This window comes from Novosphingobium sp. 550D (genome assembly GCF_057401885.1).
On record NZ_CM171613.1, the window covers coordinates 3,239,057 to 3,259,349 of the forward strand.

The 20,293-nt window shown below is 61.8% G+C and carries 16 protein-coding genes; 9 read left to right on the forward strand and 7 right to left on the reverse strand.

Annotation, left to right across the window (positions count from 1 at the left end):
- Nucleotides 1–16 precede the first annotated feature (16 nt).
- Complete coding sequence (locus tag AC2S2E_RS15260) at nucleotides 17–754, forward strand: enoyl-CoA hydratase/isomerase family protein (RefSeq protein WP_486522960.1); 738 nt, start codon at nucleotides 17–19, stop codon at nucleotides 752–754.
- Nucleotides 755–961: 207 nt separating this feature from the next.
- Here the strand turns inward: AC2S2E_RS15260 and AC2S2E_RS15265 are convergent, their stop codons facing one another.
- The 6 genes from AC2S2E_RS15265 to AC2S2E_RS15290 form a co-directional block, all read right to left on the reverse strand.
- Nucleotides 962–2,185: an NAD(P)/FAD-dependent oxidoreductase gene (locus AC2S2E_RS15265; RefSeq protein WP_486522961.1), complete on the reverse strand. Its 1,224-nt coding sequence runs from the start codon at nucleotides 2,183–2,185 to the stop codon at nucleotides 962–964.
- 59 nt (nucleotides 2,186–2,244) lie between these two features.
- Nucleotides 2,245–3,606, reverse strand: coding sequence for a uracil-xanthine permease family protein (locus AC2S2E_RS15270; protein WP_486522962.1), 1,362 nt, complete (start codon nucleotides 3,604–3,606; stop codon nucleotides 2,245–2,247).
- Entirely contained in the window at nucleotides 3,603–4,961 is a 1,359-nt protein-coding gene (locus AC2S2E_RS15275) for an 8-oxoguanine deaminase (protein ID WP_486522963.1), read from the reverse strand. Before AC2S2E_RS15275 ends, AC2S2E_RS15270 begins: the two co-directional genes overlap by 4 nt.
- The gene (locus AC2S2E_RS15280) at nucleotides 4,958–6,109 is read right to left on the reverse strand and encodes a purine nucleoside permease (RefSeq protein WP_486522964.1); all 1,152 of its coding nucleotides are present in this window, start codon (nucleotides 6,107–6,109) and stop codon (nucleotides 4,958–4,960) included. Before AC2S2E_RS15280 ends, AC2S2E_RS15275 begins: the two co-directional genes overlap by 4 nt.
- A 66-nt stretch (nucleotides 6,110–6,175) precedes the next feature.
- Entirely contained in the window at nucleotides 6,176–8,599 is a 2,424-nt protein-coding gene (locus AC2S2E_RS15285; protein ID WP_476105515.1) for a TonB-dependent siderophore receptor, read from the reverse strand.
- Between the two features lie 107 nt (nucleotides 8,600–8,706).
- Nucleotides 8,707–10,134, reverse strand: coding sequence for an adenosine deaminase family protein (locus AC2S2E_RS15290; RefSeq protein ID WP_486522966.1), 1,428 nt, complete (start codon nucleotides 10,132–10,134; stop codon nucleotides 8,707–8,709).
- Between the two features lie 270 nt (nucleotides 10,135–10,404).
- Here AC2S2E_RS15290 and AC2S2E_RS15295 point away from each other — a divergent pair, with 270 nt between their 5' ends.
- Complete coding sequence (locus tag AC2S2E_RS15295) at nucleotides 10,405–11,322, forward strand: LysR family transcriptional regulator (RefSeq protein WP_476105518.1); 918 nt, start codon at nucleotides 10,405–10,407, stop codon at nucleotides 11,320–11,322.
- A 6-nt stretch (nucleotides 11,323–11,328) separates the two neighbouring features.
- Here AC2S2E_RS15295 and AC2S2E_RS15300 read toward each other — a convergent pair whose 3' ends face one another.
- The gene (locus AC2S2E_RS15300) at nucleotides 11,329–12,591 is read right to left on the reverse strand and encodes an HD-GYP domain-containing protein (protein WP_486522967.1); all 1,263 of its coding nucleotides are present in this window, start codon (nucleotides 12,589–12,591) and stop codon (nucleotides 11,329–11,331) included.
- A 245-nt stretch (nucleotides 12,592–12,836) separates the two neighbouring features.
- Between AC2S2E_RS15300 and AC2S2E_RS15305 the strand changes: the two genes are divergently transcribed.
- The 7 genes from AC2S2E_RS15305 to AC2S2E_RS15335 all read left to right on the forward strand — a co-directional run bounded on the left by AC2S2E_RS15305 (nucleotide 12,837) and on the right by AC2S2E_RS15335 (nucleotide 20,229).
- Entirely contained in the window at nucleotides 12,837–13,901 is a 1,065-nt protein-coding gene (locus AC2S2E_RS15305) for a nucleoside hydrolase (RefSeq protein ID WP_486522968.1), read from the forward strand.
- 138 nt (nucleotides 13,902–14,039) lie between these two features.
- Nucleotides 14,040–16,379: a TonB-dependent receptor gene (locus tag AC2S2E_RS15310; protein ID WP_486522969.1), complete on the forward strand. Its 2,340-nt coding sequence runs from the start codon at nucleotides 14,040–14,042 to the stop codon at nucleotides 16,377–16,379.
- 2 nt (nucleotides 16,380–16,381) lie between these two features.
- The gene (locus AC2S2E_RS15315) at nucleotides 16,382–17,125 is read left to right on the forward strand and encodes a tetratricopeptide repeat protein (RefSeq protein WP_486522970.1); all 744 of its coding nucleotides are present in this window, start codon (nucleotides 16,382–16,384) and stop codon (nucleotides 17,123–17,125) included.
- Nucleotides 17,122–17,745, forward strand: coding sequence for a PepSY-associated TM helix domain-containing protein (locus AC2S2E_RS15320; protein ID WP_486522971.1), 624 nt, complete (start codon nucleotides 17,122–17,124; stop codon nucleotides 17,743–17,745). The genes AC2S2E_RS15315 and AC2S2E_RS15320 overlap by 4 nt, the downstream gene beginning before the upstream one ends.
- Nucleotides 17,746–17,757: 12 nt before the next feature.
- Nucleotides 17,758–18,243 carry a DUF2271 domain-containing protein gene (locus AC2S2E_RS15325; protein WP_476105528.1) on the forward strand — a complete coding sequence of 162 codons (486 nt, stop codon included), beginning with the start codon at nucleotides 17,758–17,760 and terminating at the stop codon, nucleotides 18,241–18,243.
- A 31-nt stretch (nucleotides 18,244–18,274) separates the two neighbouring features.
- Nucleotides 18,275–19,237: a DUF4198 domain-containing protein gene (locus AC2S2E_RS15330; RefSeq protein WP_486522972.1), complete on the forward strand. Its 963-nt coding sequence runs from the start codon at nucleotides 18,275–18,277 to the stop codon at nucleotides 19,235–19,237.
- Between the two features lie 2 nt (nucleotides 19,238–19,239).
- On the forward strand, nucleotides 19,240–20,229 hold the full coding sequence (locus AC2S2E_RS15335) for an FAD:protein FMN transferase (protein WP_486522974.1): 990 nt from the start codon (nucleotides 19,240–19,242) through the stop codon (nucleotides 20,227–20,229).
- Nucleotides 20,230–20,293 lie beyond the last annotated feature (64 nt).

A 20,293-nucleotide genomic window follows, 5' to 3' on the forward strand; every position in this document is an offset into this window, starting at 1 on the left:
CGGTTAAGGCGCCACCATGCTGAAACTGGACAAGGACGGCGCCGTTGCGCGCCTGATGATCGACCGCCCGGAACGCCACAACGCGATGAACCTCGCCATGTGGCGGGCCTTGCCCGTTTTGTTGGCGCAGGCCGTGGCGGATGAGGATGTGCGGGCGATTGTCCTGACTTCGGCAACGCCCGGCCTGTTTTGTGCCGGGGCCGATATTGGCGAAATGCTGGCAGCGCGTGATGATTTGGATCTGCGCATGGCGACGCAAGCGGCCATCAACGCGGCGCAGGCGGCGCTGGCGCAATGTACCAAACCCTTGATCGCAATGGTCGATGGTGATGCGATTGGCGGAGGATGCGGGCTGATTCTTGCCTGCCATATCCGACTGGCCACGCCGCGCGCCCGTTTCGGCATTACGCCCGCGCGGTTGGGCTTGGCTTATCCGCTGCATGACACCGCGCTGCTGGTCGATCTGGTCGGGCCGGGGCAAGCGCGGCGGTTGATGTTGACCGGCCAATTGATCGGTGCCGAAGAAGCGCTGCGCATCGGTCTCATCGAGGAAATAGCCGAAAGCGCGCATAACCTGCTTTCCTCCATCACCGCCAATTCGGCCTTTACGCATCACGCCACGCTGCACACGATCTCACGCATTCTGGCGGGGCAGAAGCAGGAGGATGAGGTGTCACTGGCGCTGTTTGCTTCAGCCTTTGACGGGGCGGATTTTGCCGAAAGAGCCGAGGCGTTTTTGAAGCGGAAGGGGTAGTTTTGCCTCCGGCGGGCAAAGGGGCCCGGCCCCTTTGCAATCCCATTTTGGGGTAGTGCCGCGATTCCCAATTATGCGCAAATCCGCAAAGCGGCTTAAAAGCCTGCGGCGCATCAAGGTTGCGCAACGTTGAACCCTTTACGCACCATAGACATTATCGGGATTGCAAAGGGCCCCCGCCCTTTGCCCGCCGGAGGCCCCTAACCCTTAACCAACAGGATGCGCCCCCAACCCAAACAACCTCTTGGCATCGGCATCCGCCACCTGCCCCGCCACCATGGCGCGGACATAATCGCCCACCATCGGCCCATGCTTGAACCCATGGCCGCCGCCCGCGATAGCTATATAGACGTTTTCGAAATCAGGATGACGGTCGATCAGGAAATTGGTCGTGCGCGCATCATCCACCTGACACACGCGGGATTCCATGATCGGCGCACCCGCCATGCCGGGGAAACGCGCAGCAATATATTCACGGCTCGCCCGGATCAGTTCTTCGCGCGGCATACGTTCAACCGTATCGGGATCAACCGCCACACGCGGCCCCGGCGCGACTGAATATTTCAGCCCCCGTTCGATGCTGCCAAAACCCCAGCCGCCGCGAATGTGATCGTGCCACAGCGGCTGATGCGGCCAGCTATAGCGCGGATCGCCCGCAGGCGTGCCGTAATAAAGATACTCGCTGCGCCAGACATTGACGCGCGGACGGGCGATTTCGGGAAACAGCTTTCCGCCCCACGGCCCCACGGCAAAGACATAGGCCCCCGCCGACAGGCTCTCGCCCCCATCCAGCTTCAGATTGGCCAATCGCCCACCTTTGGCCTCACCCGGAACGGCGCGGGCAAAACGCGATTGGCCACCCTTTTTCTCGAACGCCTCAATCGTGGCCAAAACCGCCTCACGCGCCTTGACCAGCACCGAGGATGCCGCCGTTTCGACAAAGGCAAACTCCACATCATCAAAGGCCATTTGCGGGAAACGGCGACGCAATTCCTCGCGGTTGGCCACTTCATAGGGCAGTTTCAGCCCGTCAAATATCTTCCGCTGTGCCACCATCCCCGGCAACCATTCACGGGCCAATTCGATACGCGCGCTGGGATAGAGCAATTTGCGGCCATATTCGGCCTCCCGCATCCGCCATTTGGCCAGAGCCTTGGCCGACCAGGCCGAATAGAACGCCTGATCGCCATAGCCAGAACGGATGGAACGCGTTTCGCCCGAGGATGACGCACGCGGGCTGACCGGGCCATATTGGTCCAGGCTGACCACCGACATGCCCGCCTCGCGCAATGACAAAGCGGCAAAGGCGCCAAACACCCCCGCGCCCACCACTGCCACATCGGGCAATCCCTTGGACAGCGCCGCCTTCGCCATTCCCGGCGCGGCCATCGTTGCGGCCGAAGTGGTCAGAAACTGGCGGCGATCAAACATGGCAAACCTCATTACAATCTGCCCCCGCCTTTGCCCCGACACGCCCCATCAACAAGCCGTCATTTTACGGATAGCGCCATTTCCCCGCCGATTTCCTGCGGCAGAACCAGATTGAGCAGTAGCGCAATCAACGCCCCCGGCAAAACCCCGCTCGACAACAGGATACGCGGCGTTTCGGCCATATAGGCCAACGCGCCCGGCTCCAATTGCAACCCAAGGCTGAGCGAAAGCGCCGTGCCGAAGATCAGCATATTGCGCTGACTCCATTCCACCCGCGACAACATGGACAGGGCCGAAGAGGCCACCATGCCAAACATCACGATCACCCCGCCGCCCAGCACCTCAATAGGGATCGTGGTTATCACCGCCCCCACTTTGGGCAACAGGCCAGACACCACCAGCAAAGCCGCGCCAAGCGTCACGACATGGCGGCTCATCATCCCGGTCATCGCGATCAGGCCAACGTTTTGCGAAAATGTCGTGTTGGGCATCGCCCCGAACACCGCTGCCAGCGCCGTCCCGACGCCATCGGCGCCCACCGATCCCATCAATTCCTTGTCCGTGGCCGGACGCCCCGCCGCGCCTTCGCAAATGGCATCAACATCGCCAATCGTTTCGATCGAGGAGACAAAGCCCGTCAGCACAAAGCCGATAATCGCCGATGTGGACCAGCTCAGCCCGAAATGGAACGGCATGGGCAACATGAACCACCCCGCCCCGGCCACCGGCGCCAGCGAAACCCGCCCCATGGCAAAGGCCAGCACATAGCCCACCAGCAAACCGATCAGCACCGATGCCGTCGACCACACCCCGCGCCCATAAAATTTAAGCGCAAAGGTCGCCACCACCACCGTCCCGGCCAGCAACCAGCTTTGCCACGCGCCATATTCAGGCGTGCCGATTTTGGTCGGGCCTCCTGCGGCATATTCCACCGCAATCCGCATCAGCGACAGGCCGATCATCAACACCACCAACCCCGTCACCATCGGCGGCAAGGCAAACCTGATCCGCCCCACCAGCCGCGACAGGCACGCATGGACCACCCCGCATGCCAAAGCTCCGGTCATCAGCGCCGACATGGCCGAAACGCCGCGCCCTGCGACAATCGGCACCATCACCGAAATATAGGCAAAGCTGGTGCCCTGAACCAAGGGCAGCCGCGCACCGATTGGCCCCATGCCGATCGTCTGCATGAGCGTCGCGATGCCGGCAAACAGCATCGACATCTGGATCATATAGATGAGTTCCGACGGATCACCCGACCCGAACCCGAAACCCGCCGCCCCCGCCACGATGATCGCGGGCGTGATGTTCGACACAAACATCGCCAGAACATGCTGGATCCCCAAAGGGATCGCCGAAGCCAGACCGGGAAAATAGTCCGGGTCACGCAATTGCTCTGGCGTGGGCTTGGTCGTCATGGCGTCTCCATCAGGCGGGATAGCGAGGATTGAGCAGCAGAAGTAATCGTGGCCGCATCGATCCGGGAAAGCGCAAAATCGCGTACAACCGCGCGGCCTTCGCAAAAAACGTCGCGCGGCGCGGCCGGAGGCGAAAGGATCAGCCCTGCCACCTTGTCCCACGCCCCGCTGCTGGCGATGCCATCGACCGGCCAGACGGCCAGATCGGCGCGATAGCCCGGCGCCAATTGCCCCAGATCGCCGCGCCCCAAAACTTGCGCCCCGCCCCGCGTGGCAAGCCGCAGGGCTTCACGCGGGGTCATCGCTTCGGCGCCATGTATGACCCGTTGCAGCAAGAGCGACTGACGCGCCTCGTTCAGCAAGTGGCCGCTGTCGTTGCTGGCCGAACCATCGACGCCAAGGCCCACCGGGACGCGGCGGTCGAGCATGGCGCGCAAGGGGGCGATCCCGCTGCCCAAACGGCAATTGGAGCAGGGGCAATGGGCCACGCCAGTCTGCGTCTGCGCAAAAAGCGCAATCTCGGCCTCGTCCAGTTGGACGCAATGGGCATGCCACACATCCGGCCCGACCCAGCCCAGGTCTTGCGCGTATTGTCCCGGGCGGCACCCGAATTTCTCAAGGCTGTAGCGCACATCATCGGCATCCTCGGCCAGATGGGTGTGCATCATCACGCCCTTGTCACGGGCCAGCAAGGCGGCCTCGCGCATCAGGTCGCGGCTGACCGAAAAAGGCGAACAGGGGGCAACCGCCACGCGCACCATCGCGCCATCGGACGCGTCGTGGAATTGGTCGATCACGCGGATGCAATCGGCCAGAATGGCATCCTCATCCTCGACCAGAGAGTCCGGCGGCAATCCGCCCGCGCTTTCGCCCACACTCATCGCACCCCGCGTGGCGTGAAGGCGAATGCCGATATCGCCCGCCGCCGCGATGGAATCATCCAGCCGCGAACCATTGGGAAAAAGATAGAGGTGGTCGCTGCTGGTCGTACAACCCGACAGCGCCAGTTCGGCCAGCCCCAGCCGCGTCGCGTTGAAAATATCCTGCGGATTATAACGAGCCCAAATGGGATAGAGCGTCTTGAGCCAGCCGAACAGCGATGTCGAAGCGCATCCCGGCACCGCCCGCGTCAGCGATTGATAAAGGTGGTGATGCGTGTTCACCAACCCCGGCGTAATGACACATCCGGTCGCGTCAATCACGTCGGCCCCGACGCGCCATTCCTGCACCGCATCGGTAGGGCCGACGGCGAGGATCACCCCGTTTTCAAAGGCAATCGCACCATCGGCAATTTCCGTGCCGCCATCATCCATACAGGCGATCACGTCGGCATGGATGATGACCGTCCGGCTCATGGCGCGATATCAGCCTTGGGTGCGGTCTTTTCATAGCGCGGCCAGTTGGTGGTGATTTCACCCACAACCTTTGACCCGGCGGCATAGAGCGCCTCGAGCGCCGCCGTCATGCCGGTATAGCCGCCATTCTCACGCGCCATGTTTTCGGCCGGGGCGATCCCCTTGGGCGGCATGGTGAAATTTGATCCCGCACGCAGGACCATCACCCGGTTGCGATCCGCACGGCCCACCTTGGTCAGATATTCAAGGCTCTGCATGATCCCCGTCTCCTCCATTGCAGAGGTGACGAAAGTGCCCTTGCCATGGGTCCAGTATTTGACCCAGTCGCGGCCCCATTGGGTCAGCTTTTCACCATGCCAATAGGTCATCGCCGCCAATTGATCGCCCATCATCACGCGGGGCGGTTGCTGGGCCGCAGGGAAATCCTTGTACATCTCACGCTGTGCCGCGATCGAGGCGTCGTCGGGCAGCTTGATATCCTTGGTCAAACCATAGGCCCATTGGGCCAGCCCTGCGTTCAGGGCAAACATTTCGCCATTGACGGCCTCTGGCGCGGGGCCGGCAATGGGGTCGGCCTCCACCTTGGTCGATCCATGGATCGGGAAATAGCCATATTTCCAGCCAGAGGGAATTTCACGTGCGTCAATTTCATGCGCCATATCGCCATCGACCAGATAGCGAGCCCAGGCCGCGCTGCCCGCGCTGCCCGCGGCCGGATCGATCCCGGCAATGCCCGCCACCAGCCAGTAGGCCTTGGACAGGTCAAGCCGTTGATCAAGCCCCAGCGCCAGTGTGGCCGTGGCCGACTTGATATTGCCCATGCCCGTCACAATGCCCAAAACCTGCGTGTCGGGGTTGTAGTAGAGGTCGTGATAGCCCTGCGGAAAAGCGATCCGTTCGGTCAGCTTGGCGCGGGCTTTCCAAAGCTGGAATTCGCCGGGCTTGTCGCCCTCATCCTTGCCGATTTCAAACAGGGTAACGACCACCGCGCGCACCGGCAAATGGGTGGCACAAGGCCCGGCGGGCGCGCATTTGGCAATGGCCGCCAGAGCCGCACGGGGGCTGATCGCCGCAGGCTTGGCCATCGCCGCCCCCGCCATTCCCGCCGCCAGAGCCAGCATCAGAGCCTTGTAACGCGCCTTTACCATCAAACCATTCCCTAAAAACATAAAAACGGGACGCGCCATGGTGACGCGCCCCGCCCTTTTCACAGATCAGAACTTGTAAACAACCGAACCCTGCACGCTGCGCGGCTTTTCCGGCAGCACGATGGTCGAACCGAACAATTCGGTAAAGTTGGCACGGAAATAGGTCGCATCCGTGGCATTCTTCACGACCAGACGGAACAGCCAGGGGCCGGTCTTGTAGCTGGCCGACAGGTCAACCAGCGTATAGGCGGGAAGACGAACAGCCTGACTTTGACCAGAGAACACCGAATCAAAGGCCGACGCGCTGACGGCAAAGGCCAGACCATTGTCGAACGCATAGGTGGCCGTGGCCGAGTAGGTGTTGGTCGGAATGCCAGCGCGGCGCGCCTTGTCCATCGTATTGGTCGAAATCAGACCGCCCGGCTGTCCACCAAGGATCAGATAGGGGTCAACGCCCTTCAGATCCTCGATCCCAAGGAAGCTGAACGTGCTGCCCGCATTCAGGAAGGACAGATTGTACACCTTGGTCTTGGTATAATTGCCCGAAATCAGCAGGTGGCGGTCCACCGACCAGCGGACTTCGGCTTCGATCCCCCGGGTTTCCACCGACTGGTTGACAGTCGAGGACTGGATCGAAAAGTCGGTACGCTTCTGATTATAGGTGTCGATCGCGGCATAGAGGCGACCGCCCAGCCACGACCCCTTGATACCCAGTTCCCACATCTTCGACGCGGTGGTCCAGGTGTTGGTCGAAACGTTCGACGTATAGATTTCCGCGCCCTGACCGGCAATCACCGTCGATTGGCGCGAAATCGTACCATAAGGCACCAGACCGAAAGGCAGCTTGTAATTGGCGCTGGCCGTCCAGCTCCAGATACCATTGTTGGCCGAGGCCGAAGGCGCGACGCCCGTCGCCACGCGCAGCTTGCTCAAATCGTTGCTGGAACGCACATCAATGCTGTCAAAACGACCGCCCAGCGTGACATCGAGACCGAATTTGAAGTCAAGATCAGCCAGAGCGGCAAAGGCCGTGTCGGTGTAATAGCCACGGGTATAATTCGAATATTCGCAATTGCACTGGGTCGAAAGACGGCGGGTGGACAGCGCATTATAGCCCTGCGTCAGATCGACGCGGTGGAAATATTCAAACGTAAAGTCATCGCCGTGCAGGAAGTCGGTGTAACGGATCGACGGGCTGAGCTGGATCTGGAACTTGCCCGCGCTGTTTTCGATGGTCTTGGTCGCGACGATCTTGTCTTCGATGACATAGGAATTGTGGAATTGCGAGAAGCCATAGGCATTCTCGTTCAGGTTGTCATAACCGTCATAGAAAAGCTGGTTCTTGATTTCCAGCGTGTCGGACGGGTTCCAGATCAGATCCGCGTAAAGCGTGATCGCCTTGTTCCACAGCTTGTCATTGGGGCCCGTCAACACATTCTTGCGACTGAGCGTGGTGGTGCCCCGCCCGGTGGAGCTGAGCGCCAGCCAGGGATATGCAGCAAAGCTGGCATTCGTCGCGCTGGCCGGGTTTACAAAGAACGGGTTGAAATTGCCCACATTGGTAAATTCGCCGGCCTGAAGTTTACCATCGCCCGTCGTGTCCAACGGTTTGGCCGAGCCGGTCAGATAGGTGCCGTTGTTGACCAGATCCTGAGTCAGGCGGTTCCAGCCGCCGTTCTGCTGGCCCTTGTAATTGTGGTACATTCCGCCAAATTCAAGGCGCAGCGTGGGGGTCAGATCCATTTCGAAGCTGGCCTGAAGGATCGTCTGCTTGGTCCCCATATTGGCGTAATAGGAGCCGCTGTCCTCCACCTCGCCATAAAGGCTGTAACCAAACTCCTTGCTGCCCAGCTTGCCCGGCCCGCGAATCGTGGCGGACAGGACATTCTTGCTCCAGCTGCCGCCGGTATAGTTGATCTCGCCTTCGGCATGATCAAGGAACTTGCCCTTGCCTGCGCGCGCCGACTTGGGAACAAAGTTCATGTAACCGCCCGTCTTGGACGGACCATAGATCGGCGAAGACGGGCCGCGCACGATGTCGATGCGGTCCGACGCGCCCAGAGGCGTGGGATAGTTACCCGGATTATCCAGACGGCGCATGCCGCGGAAATAGATTTCACCCGGCGTCCCGCGAATATCCAGAGCGCCGCCCACGCCAAAGAACGAGTTCGTGAACACGCCCGGCGATTGCGCCACAAGGTCATAGATTTCGGTGGCGCCAAAACGCTCCATCTGTTCCTTGGAAATGGTCGAGGCCGAACGCGGCGTTTCCACCAGGTTCTTGTTGAACCCGAAAATCGTGCCCACATCCTTCAATGGCAACGCGCCCAGCGAGCCTTGAACCACGATTTCCTTCTTTTCCTCGGCCGGTGCGTCGGCGGCAAAGGCCGGCGCGGACAAGATCGAGCTGGTCAGCAAAACCGCCGCCAGAGCCAATGAGCGACGCGGCGCGCGCAGCCCGTGAACGGACTTCTCCTGAATATTCATCATACATGCCCCCATATTGACCCGGACCACGCATGCGCGGCCGGTCTTTTGCATCAAAAATCCCTGTCCTCTCCAGAATGCCTTTTCGGCTTATCTTGTGGTGATACGCATTATGGCCCCTTTGCGGCCGCGCCCTTGGTGGCCAGCCGGTCACGCTCGAACGCATCCCATTGCGCTTCGAGCTGGACCAGAGCCTGCGCCTTTTCCGCAGGCGGCAGGAAGGAATAGGTCAGGCTGTTGCGCGAAGCCTGTTTGAGATCGCGATAGGAAAGCCCCTGTTCACGCACCGCGCGGACATATTCGGCGGTCATGTCGCTGCGCAAAACGCCCGCATCATCGGTGCTAATGACAAATGGGACACCATGGCGGCGGTAAAGGCCCAGCGGATGCGCCTCACCCTTGACGCCAAGGATCACGTCATTGCTGGTCAGGTTGATTTCCACCGCAATGCCTTCGCGGGCCATGCGCGCCATGGTGGCTTCGGCATTTTCCTCGCCCGCGATGTCAACGCCGTGGCCGATGCGCTGCGCCCCGGCGGCAATGGCCTGTGCGATGTGGTCGGCGCGGTCGGTCGGGGCCACCTGCGTCGCGCCCAATTCGCCCGCATGCAGCGTCCGCTTTACCTTGGGATAGCGCGCCGCAAGAAAACGGATCATCGCCATGTGCAGACGGTAATCACGCAAAGCCAGCGGGTGATCCTCGGGCATGACGATGTTGATGCCGGCAAAGCGCGGGTCGTGGTCGGCCAGCATGAAGGCCGAAATCAACGAACGGAACACCATGCGCGGCGGCAAGGCGCGGAGGGCCTGAAACAGGTAATGCACCCGCAATTTACACCCGGCCTCGGCCTGCGGCGTGCCGCATTGCAATTCCTTGGCGGCGTCGGCCTCGTCCCTGGTCAATTCGGCGCTGGCCTGCGCCAGCAGGGGCTGGATCAGCGCATGATCGGCCTCGAACACGGCGGCAATATCACCCTGGCCCATCGGCGCGTCGCCCGCCGCCATGATGGCGCGCGAAAAGGCGTTCGTGTTATGGTCCAGTTCCAGATAGCTGACCTGATTGAGCGCGGCATTGCGGCGCACCGAGGCCAGCATATGCGCGGTCGAAACATTGGCGATCGGGCCAAAACGGGCAAAGGTTTCAAAGAATTTCGCATGGCCCGATTTGTCATTGCGACCCACGCCCGCCTGCCACCCACGGGTCGAAAAACTGTCGACCAACTTGGCATAGCCGGGCGATTCCTGACCATCCATATTGTCGATCCGCCGTTCCGGCGCACAGGTGCCCGATGCGGGACGTTCCACGCCCAAACCATCGGCGGTCACGCAAAACCCCGCCTCCTGCGCCCAGCGCAGATAGTCCTCGGCCCAAATCGCACCCGACAGGTGGTTGTGCAGATCGCCGCCCTTGGGCATGGCGCGCAGGAACACGCGCAGGTCGGTGGGGTTCTTTGCGGCATCGGCCATCATGCTGGCCACCGCCGCCTCGCGCATTGGAGAGGGAACTGCGCGGGCGACGGTGGTCGCACTTTTGGCCATTGCTGCGTGAGGGAGGAGCGCAGCGCCGACCAAGGCAACACAGGTCAGCAAGCCGGCGGAAAGTTCCGACGCCCTTGCTCCGCGCGACCGCATGCGCAAAGCCATGACGCCCAACCGCCCCGTGCCAACCGAAATTTTCAAAGATTTATCCCCGATAAGGGTCCCCTGACCCTTCGGGTTCACACTTAAGGCTTGACCTGTAGCAATCAATCGCAATGTTTTAGACACAGCGTTGCAAAAATGAGCGCACCCCCGCATTCGGAGCCGCACATGCCAGCCTTTTCCCGTTTCCTGCGCTATTTCATGGTGGTGGGCCGCACCGGTTCCATCCGCAAGGCGGCCGATGAATTGCATGTTTCGGCCTCGGCCATCGACCGGCAAATTCTTAATGCCGAGGCCGAATTGGGAATGCCCCTGTTCGAACGCCTGCCATCGGGCCTGCGTCTGACGGCGGCGGGCGAGATCATGATGGCGGCGGGCGGCAACTGGCAAAAGTCTCTGGCCGATGCGCGGGCGCGGATCGAGGATCTGCGCGGGCTGAAGCGTGGGCATGTCGAAATCGCCATCATCCATGCCCTGACCAAAGGTTATATTCCGCAGGTCATCGCCGCGATGCACCGGCGCTATCCGGGCATTACGGTTTCGCTGCGCATATTGGACAGCGCGGTGATGCGCGATGCCGTGGCCGAGGGGGACGTCGATTTCGGCATCGGGTTTGAACCGCAATCGATCCGCGACCTGACCGTGCGCGCCTTTGCCGAAGTGCCGCTGGGCATTGTCAGCCCGCCGGGCCACCCCATCGGGCAATTGCCCCGCGCACGCTTTTCCATGGCCGCCGATCTGCCGATCATCCTGCCGGCAAAGCCTCTGGCCGTGCATAATCAGGTCGCCGTCCTGCAAGGGGCGGCGCAGGTTCCGCTGTCACGCGTTTTCACGTCCGACAATATCCAGATGATCGCCAGCCTGGTGCAGGAAGGCGTCGGGATCGGTGTCCTGTCCTGGGTCGATGTGGCCAGTGAAGTGCGCGCGGGCACGCTCTGTTTTACCCCTCTGGCCGATCCTATCCTGAAACCTTTGGTTCTGGCGCTGACCACGGCGACGTCGCGGACATTGTCCTATGCGGCCGATCTGGTGCTTGGCGAAATCCAGCAGGGCTTTTCCGCGCTGGCCTATCAACCTGCGGGCTGAGGCCACCTATCCCGCGCAGGCCGCGGCCAGCAGCTTCATCCGTATCTGGCCAATATCGGGCAGATCGGCCTGCGTCAGCATCGCGGCATCGACCGGCCCGACAATCCGGTCCTTGCCATAGCAATTGCTCAGATCCACCGTTTCCTGCGCCACCGCCCGCCCGACCTTGAGCGAATAGAAGCAGCGCACCGTCGGCATCGCGGGATCATCGGCGTTCTGATCCACCACCATCGCCAAACGGTGCGACGCCAGCAGCACGATCGAGCCGACCGGATAGACCCCCACCATCACCACAAATTGACGCAGAATGTCGGGGTCATAGGCGCCATGATCGGCCAACATGCTTTCCACCACGACGGCTGGATCGGACACCGGCGTTCCCTTGAACGGATTGGCCAGATCGTCAAAGGCATCGCAAATCGCCGCCATCCGGCCCAGCAGGCTGAGTTCAGCGCCCTGCCTGCCGTCGGGGTAGCCGGTGCCGTCGATCCTTTCGTGATGCTCGTAACATGCGCGCACCACCACATCATCAAAACCGCCCAGAGCGACAAAATCGCGCCCGAACAGGACATGTTCGCGCAACGCCGTTTCGGACAGGTCCTGAATATCACCCTGCCATCCGGTCGGCAGATGCAGCAACGCGATCCCGCTGTCCATCAACAGGCCGACCAGACCGGCGGCGTGCAACTGATCAGGCGGCAACTTCATCTGTCGCCCCAACGATATCATCAGGGCCGATGTCGCCAAGGCATGGCGGAACAGATATTCCATGTCCCGCTTGCACCGCATCAATCCATTGAACGCATGGGCATTGCGCTGAACCGAGGCGAAGACCGATTCGACCACCGGGGCGATAACTTCGGGCTGGATCGCTTTGCCCAGACGGGCCTCGATAAAGGCGCGGGAAATGACTTTGCCGCCCATATCGGCGACTTGTTCGGCGCGGCCGAATTCGCGCGCCATGCTGCGAGGTGCAAGCGAACCAGAGGGTGCGCGAAGGGCTGCCTTTTGCTCTTCAAGCAATTTTTGGCGGCGGCGGCGCGGGGTGGCAATAGGGCTGGCCGCGATGATTTCGCCATCGGCCACATCGCGCCCTTTTTCGGTGTCGATGATGACGGCGGCCACATCGCTGGCGCGCAAACGGCTCAGGCGCTCTTCATCATCCAGCAGAAACCGGCTGCGCCAGAAGGGGTGGCTGAACCAGTTGCCCTCCAATTTATGGATGAACATGCCGAGTTGTGCCTGATGGGGATCGATCCGCTTGAGCATGGGTCCTGGTGGGATTTAGTCTGAGTTGCGACGCGAAATCATGCAAATGGCGTCAAAGTCATAAAATCCGGAAGGGCTGTATCTAGGCAGAGTCCCTATTGGCCGCCGCCTTTCGCGCTTCCGCGTATGGGCATGGCCGATATACGGTCCGAAAATGCGGTCCTTTTTCTGGTTATCGGAGTTTTACCATCGTGGCATTTTTCCATCGGTTTGCGCATGCATGGGTTGCCATTTTGACGCTGCTGATGCTGGCCACCGCCCTGCCCGCGCAAGGCGCGAGTGAAAGGCGCAAGGTCATCATCGATCAGGACGCGTTTGAAGGGCCGGGTTTGCAACCCATCCTGATGCTGATCAACGATCCCACGGTCGAGGTTTTGGGCATCACCACGGTCAGCGGCGATGGATGGCAGGCCGAGGAAACCGCCGCCACGCTGCGCATGCTCGAACTGGTGGGGCGGACGGATATTCCGGTGATCGCCGGGGCCACCTTTCCCCTGATCAACAGCAAGGAGCGCAATCGTCGCCGCGAGGCGCTGTACGGCGCGGTGCCCTACAAAGGTGCGTGGATGGATGAATGGCCGGCCTATAACACCATCGCCCGGCGCCAACCCCACGCCCCCGACATCGTCCCCCCCATGGCCGAAGGCAGTCCCAAGACAAAACCCCTTCCCATGAGCGCTGCCGAATTCCTGAGCGCGCAAAGCCGCAAATATCCGGGACAAATCACGATTATTGCCATGGGGCCCCTGACCAATCTGGCGCTGGCCGCACGAATGGATGATGGCTTTGCCCCGCGAATCAAGGAGGTCATTACCGAAGGCGGCAATCTCTTGGGCCACGATCTGACGGGCAAGCAGGATGAATTCGACATGCAGGTGGCCTTTTCGCCGCGCATGTCCTTCAACCATTATTTCGATCCCGAAGCCGCGCATATCTTCTTTGCCGCGCCATGGCCCAAGGTGACGCTGGTGACCAATGACGCCACGCAAAACGCCTTTGGCACGGCCGATCTTCTGGCCCGCGCGACGGCGTCGGGTTCGCCCACGGCGCGCTATGTCAAATCGATTGCCCAGCCGGGCTATCCATTGTGGGATGAAATTCAGGCGGCGGTGTGGATCGATCCTTCGATCATCACGCGGCGCGGGAAACTGGCCATGGATGTCGATCTGATGCCGGGGGCCAATTACGGCGCGTTATTGACATGGCCTGCGGGCAAAGGGCCGGGACTGGGCGAAAGAGATGTTGAGATCGTCTATACCGTTGATGTTGCGCGATTGAATGAGATGTTCGTGCGCCTGATCGGGCGTTAATCCGGCCCAAGTGTAGCAAAATCGCCACGCCGCGCCTGTCCGTTCAGGCGCGGTTTAATTTTATGGAATTTTCCTATTGCAACGCATTCGCATTTGCTCAATAGGCTCTTGCAACTTAATCGCAATAAGGATGGTCCCATGAATTCCGGCAGCAAGCCCCTCTTGCTCGGCGCCGCATCGCTGATCGCCCCCGCCATCGCCAACCCCGCCATGGCCGCAGAAACCGCTCCGCAGCAGACCGATCTGGGCAGCTTTGCCGTCACCGACACGGTCGTTGTAACCGGCACGTACAAGGCCGAACGCCAGTCCTCGCCCAAGGCGACCGCCGATCTGGTCGATACGCCCCGTTCGATCACCGTCGTGACGCGTCAGGTGCTGGAAGACACCTCCTCGACCACGCTGGCCGAAGCGCTGCGCACGGTGCCGGGCATCACGCTGGGCGCGGGCGAAGGCGGCAATCCGCTGGGCGACCGCCCCTTCCTGCGCGGTTCGGACAGCTCGAACTCGATCTATCTGGACGGCGTGCGCGACATTGCCGCCACCAGCCGCGAAACCTTTGCCGTCGAAGCCATCGAAATCACCCGCGGTTCGGACGGCATCACCAATGGTTCGGGCAATGCCGGCGGTTCGATCAACATCGTCACCAAGCGCCCCGAAAAGCGCCGCTTCTTCAATGTTGACGCCACCTATGGCACCAAGGATTACAAGCGCTTTACCGCCGACATCAATCAACCGATCAGCGATTTCGTCGGCGCGCGCGTTGCCGCCATGTACCATGATCAGGGCGTCGCAGGCCGCGATTATATCTGGCAGCGCCGCTGGGGCATCGCGCCCTCGCTGAAAATCGGCATGACCGGCCCGACCAGCCTGACGCTCGACTTCTATCACATGCAATCGAGCGAATTGCCCGATCAGGGCATCCCCTATACGCGTAGCGCATCCTCGCTTGGCGCGGGCTATACCGAAATCGCGCCGCTCAGCACCGCCCCCTTCACCACCGCCACCGGCGGCACGGTCCAGCGCAGCCGCGGCACCTTCTATGGTCTGGTCGCGCGCGATTTCCGCACCACCAACACCGACGGCTTTGGCGCCCGCTTTGAAACACAGCTGGCCAAGGATCTGAAGCTGCGCAACACGATCCGCTACACCAACACCGAGCAGGATTACGTCTGGACCCAGCCCGACGATTCGCGCGGTAACGTCTATTCCTATGGAACGGTCGCCCGCCGCTCGAACGCGCGTTACAGCAATCAGGACGGTCTGGTCGAACAACTCGACCTTTCGGGCAAGTTCAACACCGGCGGCATCCAGCATTCGTTCGCCGTTGGCCTTGAATATAACTGGCAGAAGTCGGCCATCGGTAATTATTATGCCGACACCACCGGCACCGCCATCGGCGCGGCGCAGGCTTGCGCGACGGCCAGCACCGGCAGCAACTATATCTGCACCAGCGCGTCGAACCCCAATCCGCTTGATCCCTGGACCGGCACTATCGTCAAGGCGGGCACCGGCTCGATGACCTTCGCCGACTGGACGACGCTCTCGGCCTATGCGTTCGACACGATCTCGCTGTCCGACAAGCTGCTACTGAACCTTGGCGGGCGCTATGACCGCTATCTGACCCATGCCAGCGCCGCGGTCTCGGCCCCCTTCACCGCCGCCCGTACGTGGCAGCGCCGGGTGGACAACCTGTTCACCTATCAGGCAGGTCTGGTTTACAAGCCCCGCCCCAACGGCAGCTTCTATATCAGCACCTCGACCTCGGCCATCGCGCCCGGTACGTTCCTGGCACAGGGGCTTGAAGACAATGCGCTGACCACCAGCGGCATCGATCCCAACAGCCTCCAGGTGCAAAAGACCACCACCTATGAAGCCGGCACCAAGTGGAACCTGTTTGACGAGAACCTTTCGGTCTCGCTGGCCGTGTTCCAGACCCGCACGACCAACCTGCGCGTCACCAACGATGCAGGCTCGGTCAGCTTCATCGGTGACAAGCGCGTGCGCGGTATCGAACTGGGCATCAGCGGCAATATCAACGACAAATGGAGCGTGTTTGGCGGCTGGGCGCATATGCCCTCGGTCATGTTGAACAGCGGCTATACGTCGGTTGGCGGCGTCTATGTTACCTCGGCCACGACGGGCAAGCGCGCACCCAACACCCCGCTCGACAGCATCACGCTCAACACCACCTATAAGGTCACGCCCAAGATCACCATCGGCGGCGGCGCGATCTATATGGCCAAGGTCTATGGCGGTTACGGCTATGGCAGCACGGCGGCCACCGTGCGCGCGGTCTATGTGCCGTCCTACTGGCGCTTTGATGCCAACGCCTCGTATCAGTTGACCGATCATGTCGGCGTCAAGGTCTCGGCGCTCAACCTGACCAACAAGCTCTATTACGATGCAGCCTTTACCAGCCACTATGCGCATCAGGCCGCAGGCCGCACCATTCTGGGCAGCCTGAGCTTCAAGTACTGAGTATGGAAAATTCCTCGCTGACGGTGGAGGAATGGCAGGCGGTGCTGGCGGGGGAACCCGCCGGCGCCGCCAACGCTTTGGGCAAGGCGGCGCGTGGCGGCGACCGCCTTGCCGCGTTGCATTACGGCCAATGCCTTCTGGACGGGCGCGGGGTAAAGGCTGATCCCCAAGCCGCCTTTCACTGGTTTGTTCAGGCCGCCCAATCGGGCATGGCCGAGGCGATGAATATGGTGGGCCGTTGCCTCGACCAAGGCTGGGGCGTTGCCGAAACCCCGAAAATGGCCGCGCAATGGTTCGCCGCCGCCGCCGAAAAGGGCGAGGTCTGGGGCCTCTATAATTATGCCACCGCCCTGACGCTGGGCCGCGGCATTGCGCAGGACCGGGCGCGCGCGCTCGAATTGTTCCGCCATGCCGCCGCGATGGGCCATGCCAAATCGCAAAACATGATCGGGTCCTTTCACGAAGATGGCTGGGAGGTTCCCGTCAATCTGGACGTGGCGGCCTATCACTATGCCCGCGCGGCCGAAGGTGGCGATTTTCGGGGCTGTTTCAACCATGCCCGCATGGAAATCGCGCAAGGTCGATTGGACGCGGCAAAGCGCTGGCTTGTCGAGGCCGCCCGCCTTGGCCACGCCCGCTTTCGTCGGCAAATGGCCCAGTGGCTGAATCAACGCGAGGAAGAAGAATTGCGCAGCTTTGGCGCAGAGCTTCTGGCCAGCGCATCGACGGATAAGACCTCTTCATGACCAGAAAGAAGAATGGCGCCGCCCGCCAATTCTGGCAGCGCCAATTCCACACATGGCACTGGATCAGCGCGGCGATCAGCCTGATCGGCATGTTGTTTTTCGCGATCACCGGAATCACGCTGAACCATGCCGGCGCCTTTGCCGCCAACCCCAAAGTGGTCACCGCCAGCGGTCAGTTGTCGCCGGGCGCGCTGACCTTGCTACAGGGCCATTCGGCGCCCACCGGCCCCCTGCCCGCCCCGGTGGCCAGCGCCGTTGAACAGGCCGTTCACATCAACGTCGCGGACCGCGATGCCGAATGGGCCGAGGACGCGATCACGGTCAACCTGCCCCGTCCGGGCGGTGATGGCTTTGTCTCGATTGATCCGGTTTCTGGCGCGATCACGTCGGAATTGACCGACCGTGGCCTGCTCTCGTTGGCCAATGATTTGCACAAAGGGCGCAATGCGGGCGGGCCCTGGGTGTGGTTCCTCGACATTTTTGCGGTCGCCTGCGTGATCTTCACACTCACCGGCCTGCTGCTGCTGCAACTCCATTCCAAGCGCCGCCCCTCGACGTGGCCGCTGGTGGGGCTGGGGCTGATCGTGCCGCTGCTGCTTGTCCATTTTCTGGTTCCCTAAAAGGAAGCACTGATGAAACGCTCCACTTTAATTGCCCCCGTTCTGGCTCTGGCGCCGGGTGCCGCGATGGCCGGTTCGATCTCGGTCGATCTGCCGCGCCTGTCGGTGGCCGAATATCACCGCCCCTATGTCGCCATCTGGGTCGAAGGCGCAGGGATTCAACCGCGCACCATCGCGGTATGGTATGATGCCGACCATCGCGGCGATCCGGGCACGAAATGGCTGTCGGACCTGCGTGGATGGTGGCGCGTAGCGGGCCGCAATATCGGCACGCCCCCCGCCGGCATGTCAGGCGCGACCCGCGCGCCGGGCCATCACACGATCCCGCTTCCCGCCGATCTCAAGCCGGGCGCCTATACGCTCAAGGTCGAGGCGGCGCGTGAAACCGGCGGGCGCGAACTGGTCAGCGTTCCCTTCACCCTGCCCCGCACCGGCGGCAAGGCGTCGGGCAAGGATGCTGCCGGTGAAATCGGCACGGTTGCCGTCACCCTTCCCTAAAGCCCCCAAATGTCCATCAAGGAGCCACTCCATGGCCAATAAGATGATTTCCAAGGCACTTGCCCTGTTGGCCGGCGCATCGGCGCTGGCGCTGCCGATCACCGCACAGGCGCACCGCCAATGGCTGTTGCCCGTCGCCACCACCTATTCGGGCGACGATCCGTGGGCCAGTATAGACGCCGCCGTGTCGAACGACCTGTTCTTTCCCGACCACTTCCCGATGCAACTGGCCCAGATCAAGGTGACCGCCCCCGATGGCACGCCGGGCAAGATCGAGCATGGCATCACGGCCCGCTATCGCAGCACGTTTGACGTCCACCTGACCCAGCCCGGCACGTGGAAGATCGGCACCGAAGGGGTTAACGTCATGGGCAGTTTCAAGGTCGATGGCGTTGAAAAGCGCGTAGGCCGCCGCCCCGGCCCGCCGCCGGGCGCGATGGGTCCGGGTGGCCCCGGTGGTCCGGGTGGTGAAGGTCGTGGCCCCGGCGGGCCTGGCGGTCCGGGTGGTCCGGGTGGTCCGGGTGGTCCGGGTGATCCGGGCCGCGCGCCGATTGAAACCGTGGCTCTGGACGCCATTCCTGCCAATGCCACCGATCTCAAGCTGACCGAAGCGATCAGCCGCAACGAGATCTATGTCACGCGCGGCGCGCCCACCGACACGGTGTTCAAATCCACCGGCAAGGGGCTGGAATTCGAGCCCATCACCCATCCGGCCGATCTGGTATCGAACGAACCGGGCAAGTTCCGCTTCCTGATCGACGGCAAGCCCGCCAAGGGGCTGAAGCTGACCATCATTCCCGGCGGCAAGCGTTATCGCGATGACGAGGGTGATTTTGAAGTCACCACCGATGCCAATGGCGTGGCCACCGTCAAGTGGGCAGGTCCCGGCATGTATTGGGTGAATGTCACCGCCACCGACAACAAGCCCAGCACGCCGCGTGCAACCGAGCGCCGGATGTCCTATACCGCCACGCTCGAAGTGATGGCGCCGTAAACATGGCGGCGGCAGAGGACATGCAGGTGCGTGTTGCCCTGCCGCCGGTCATTGATGCCGAAGCGATGCGCGGCCTTGATCCCAAGGCCGATGTGCTGATGCTGCAAGGGCAGACCATGGGCACGATCTGGCGGGTCCGCGCGGTTTGGCCGAGGGGCGATGCGGACAGGGTTGAGGTCGCAATTGTCGCCCGCCTTGACGATCTGATCGCCCAGATGAGCCATTGGCAAGCCGACAGCGAGTTGTGCCGTTTCAATCGGTTGACGGGCGGATCATGGGCCAATCTCTCGCCCGATTTCGCCCGCGTCATTGACGCATCCCTGTCCTTGACCCACACCAGCGGCGGCGCGTTCAGCCCCGCGATGGGCAGGCTGGTCGATCGTTGGGGTTTTGGCCCACCCGGCCCGGTCGACCGCGCACCCAATGCGCAGGACGTGGCCGAATTGATGCCATTTTGTAACGTAGCGCGATTGGCATGGGACAGCTCGACGGGGCGATTGCGCCAACCGGGCGGCGTATCGCTCGACTTGTCAGGCATTGCCAAAGGCTATGCGGTCGATGCGCTGTCGGCGCTGTTGCGCGCAATGGGCGTCCGCCATGGGCTGGTCGAGGTCGGCGGCGAATTGGCCGGATGGGGCGTTCAACCCGATGGCCAGCCGTGGTGGGTCGATCTGGAAAATCCGGTTGCCCCCTCATTGACACCCTTTCGAATCGCCCTGCACGGATTGGCGGTGGCGACATCGGGCACCTATATCCGCGGCGGCCACAATCTGGATCCGAACACCGGCTGTCCAGCACAAAGCGGCGTGCTGTCTTGCAGCGTCATCCATGCTCAGGCGATGATCGCCGATGGATGGGCCAGTGCGATGAGCGTTTTGGGGCCGGAGCGAGGCGGAAAACTGGCCGAAAAGCTGGGCTTGGCGGTGCGATGGGTGATGGATGAAGGGGCCGAGGTCATAAGTGCCACACTTTGCGACATGATTGCGAATTAAATGCAATAAGCCTTGTTTGGATCGCGCCATTTTGCTAATCGTTAGCAATAGCGAGCATCCTACG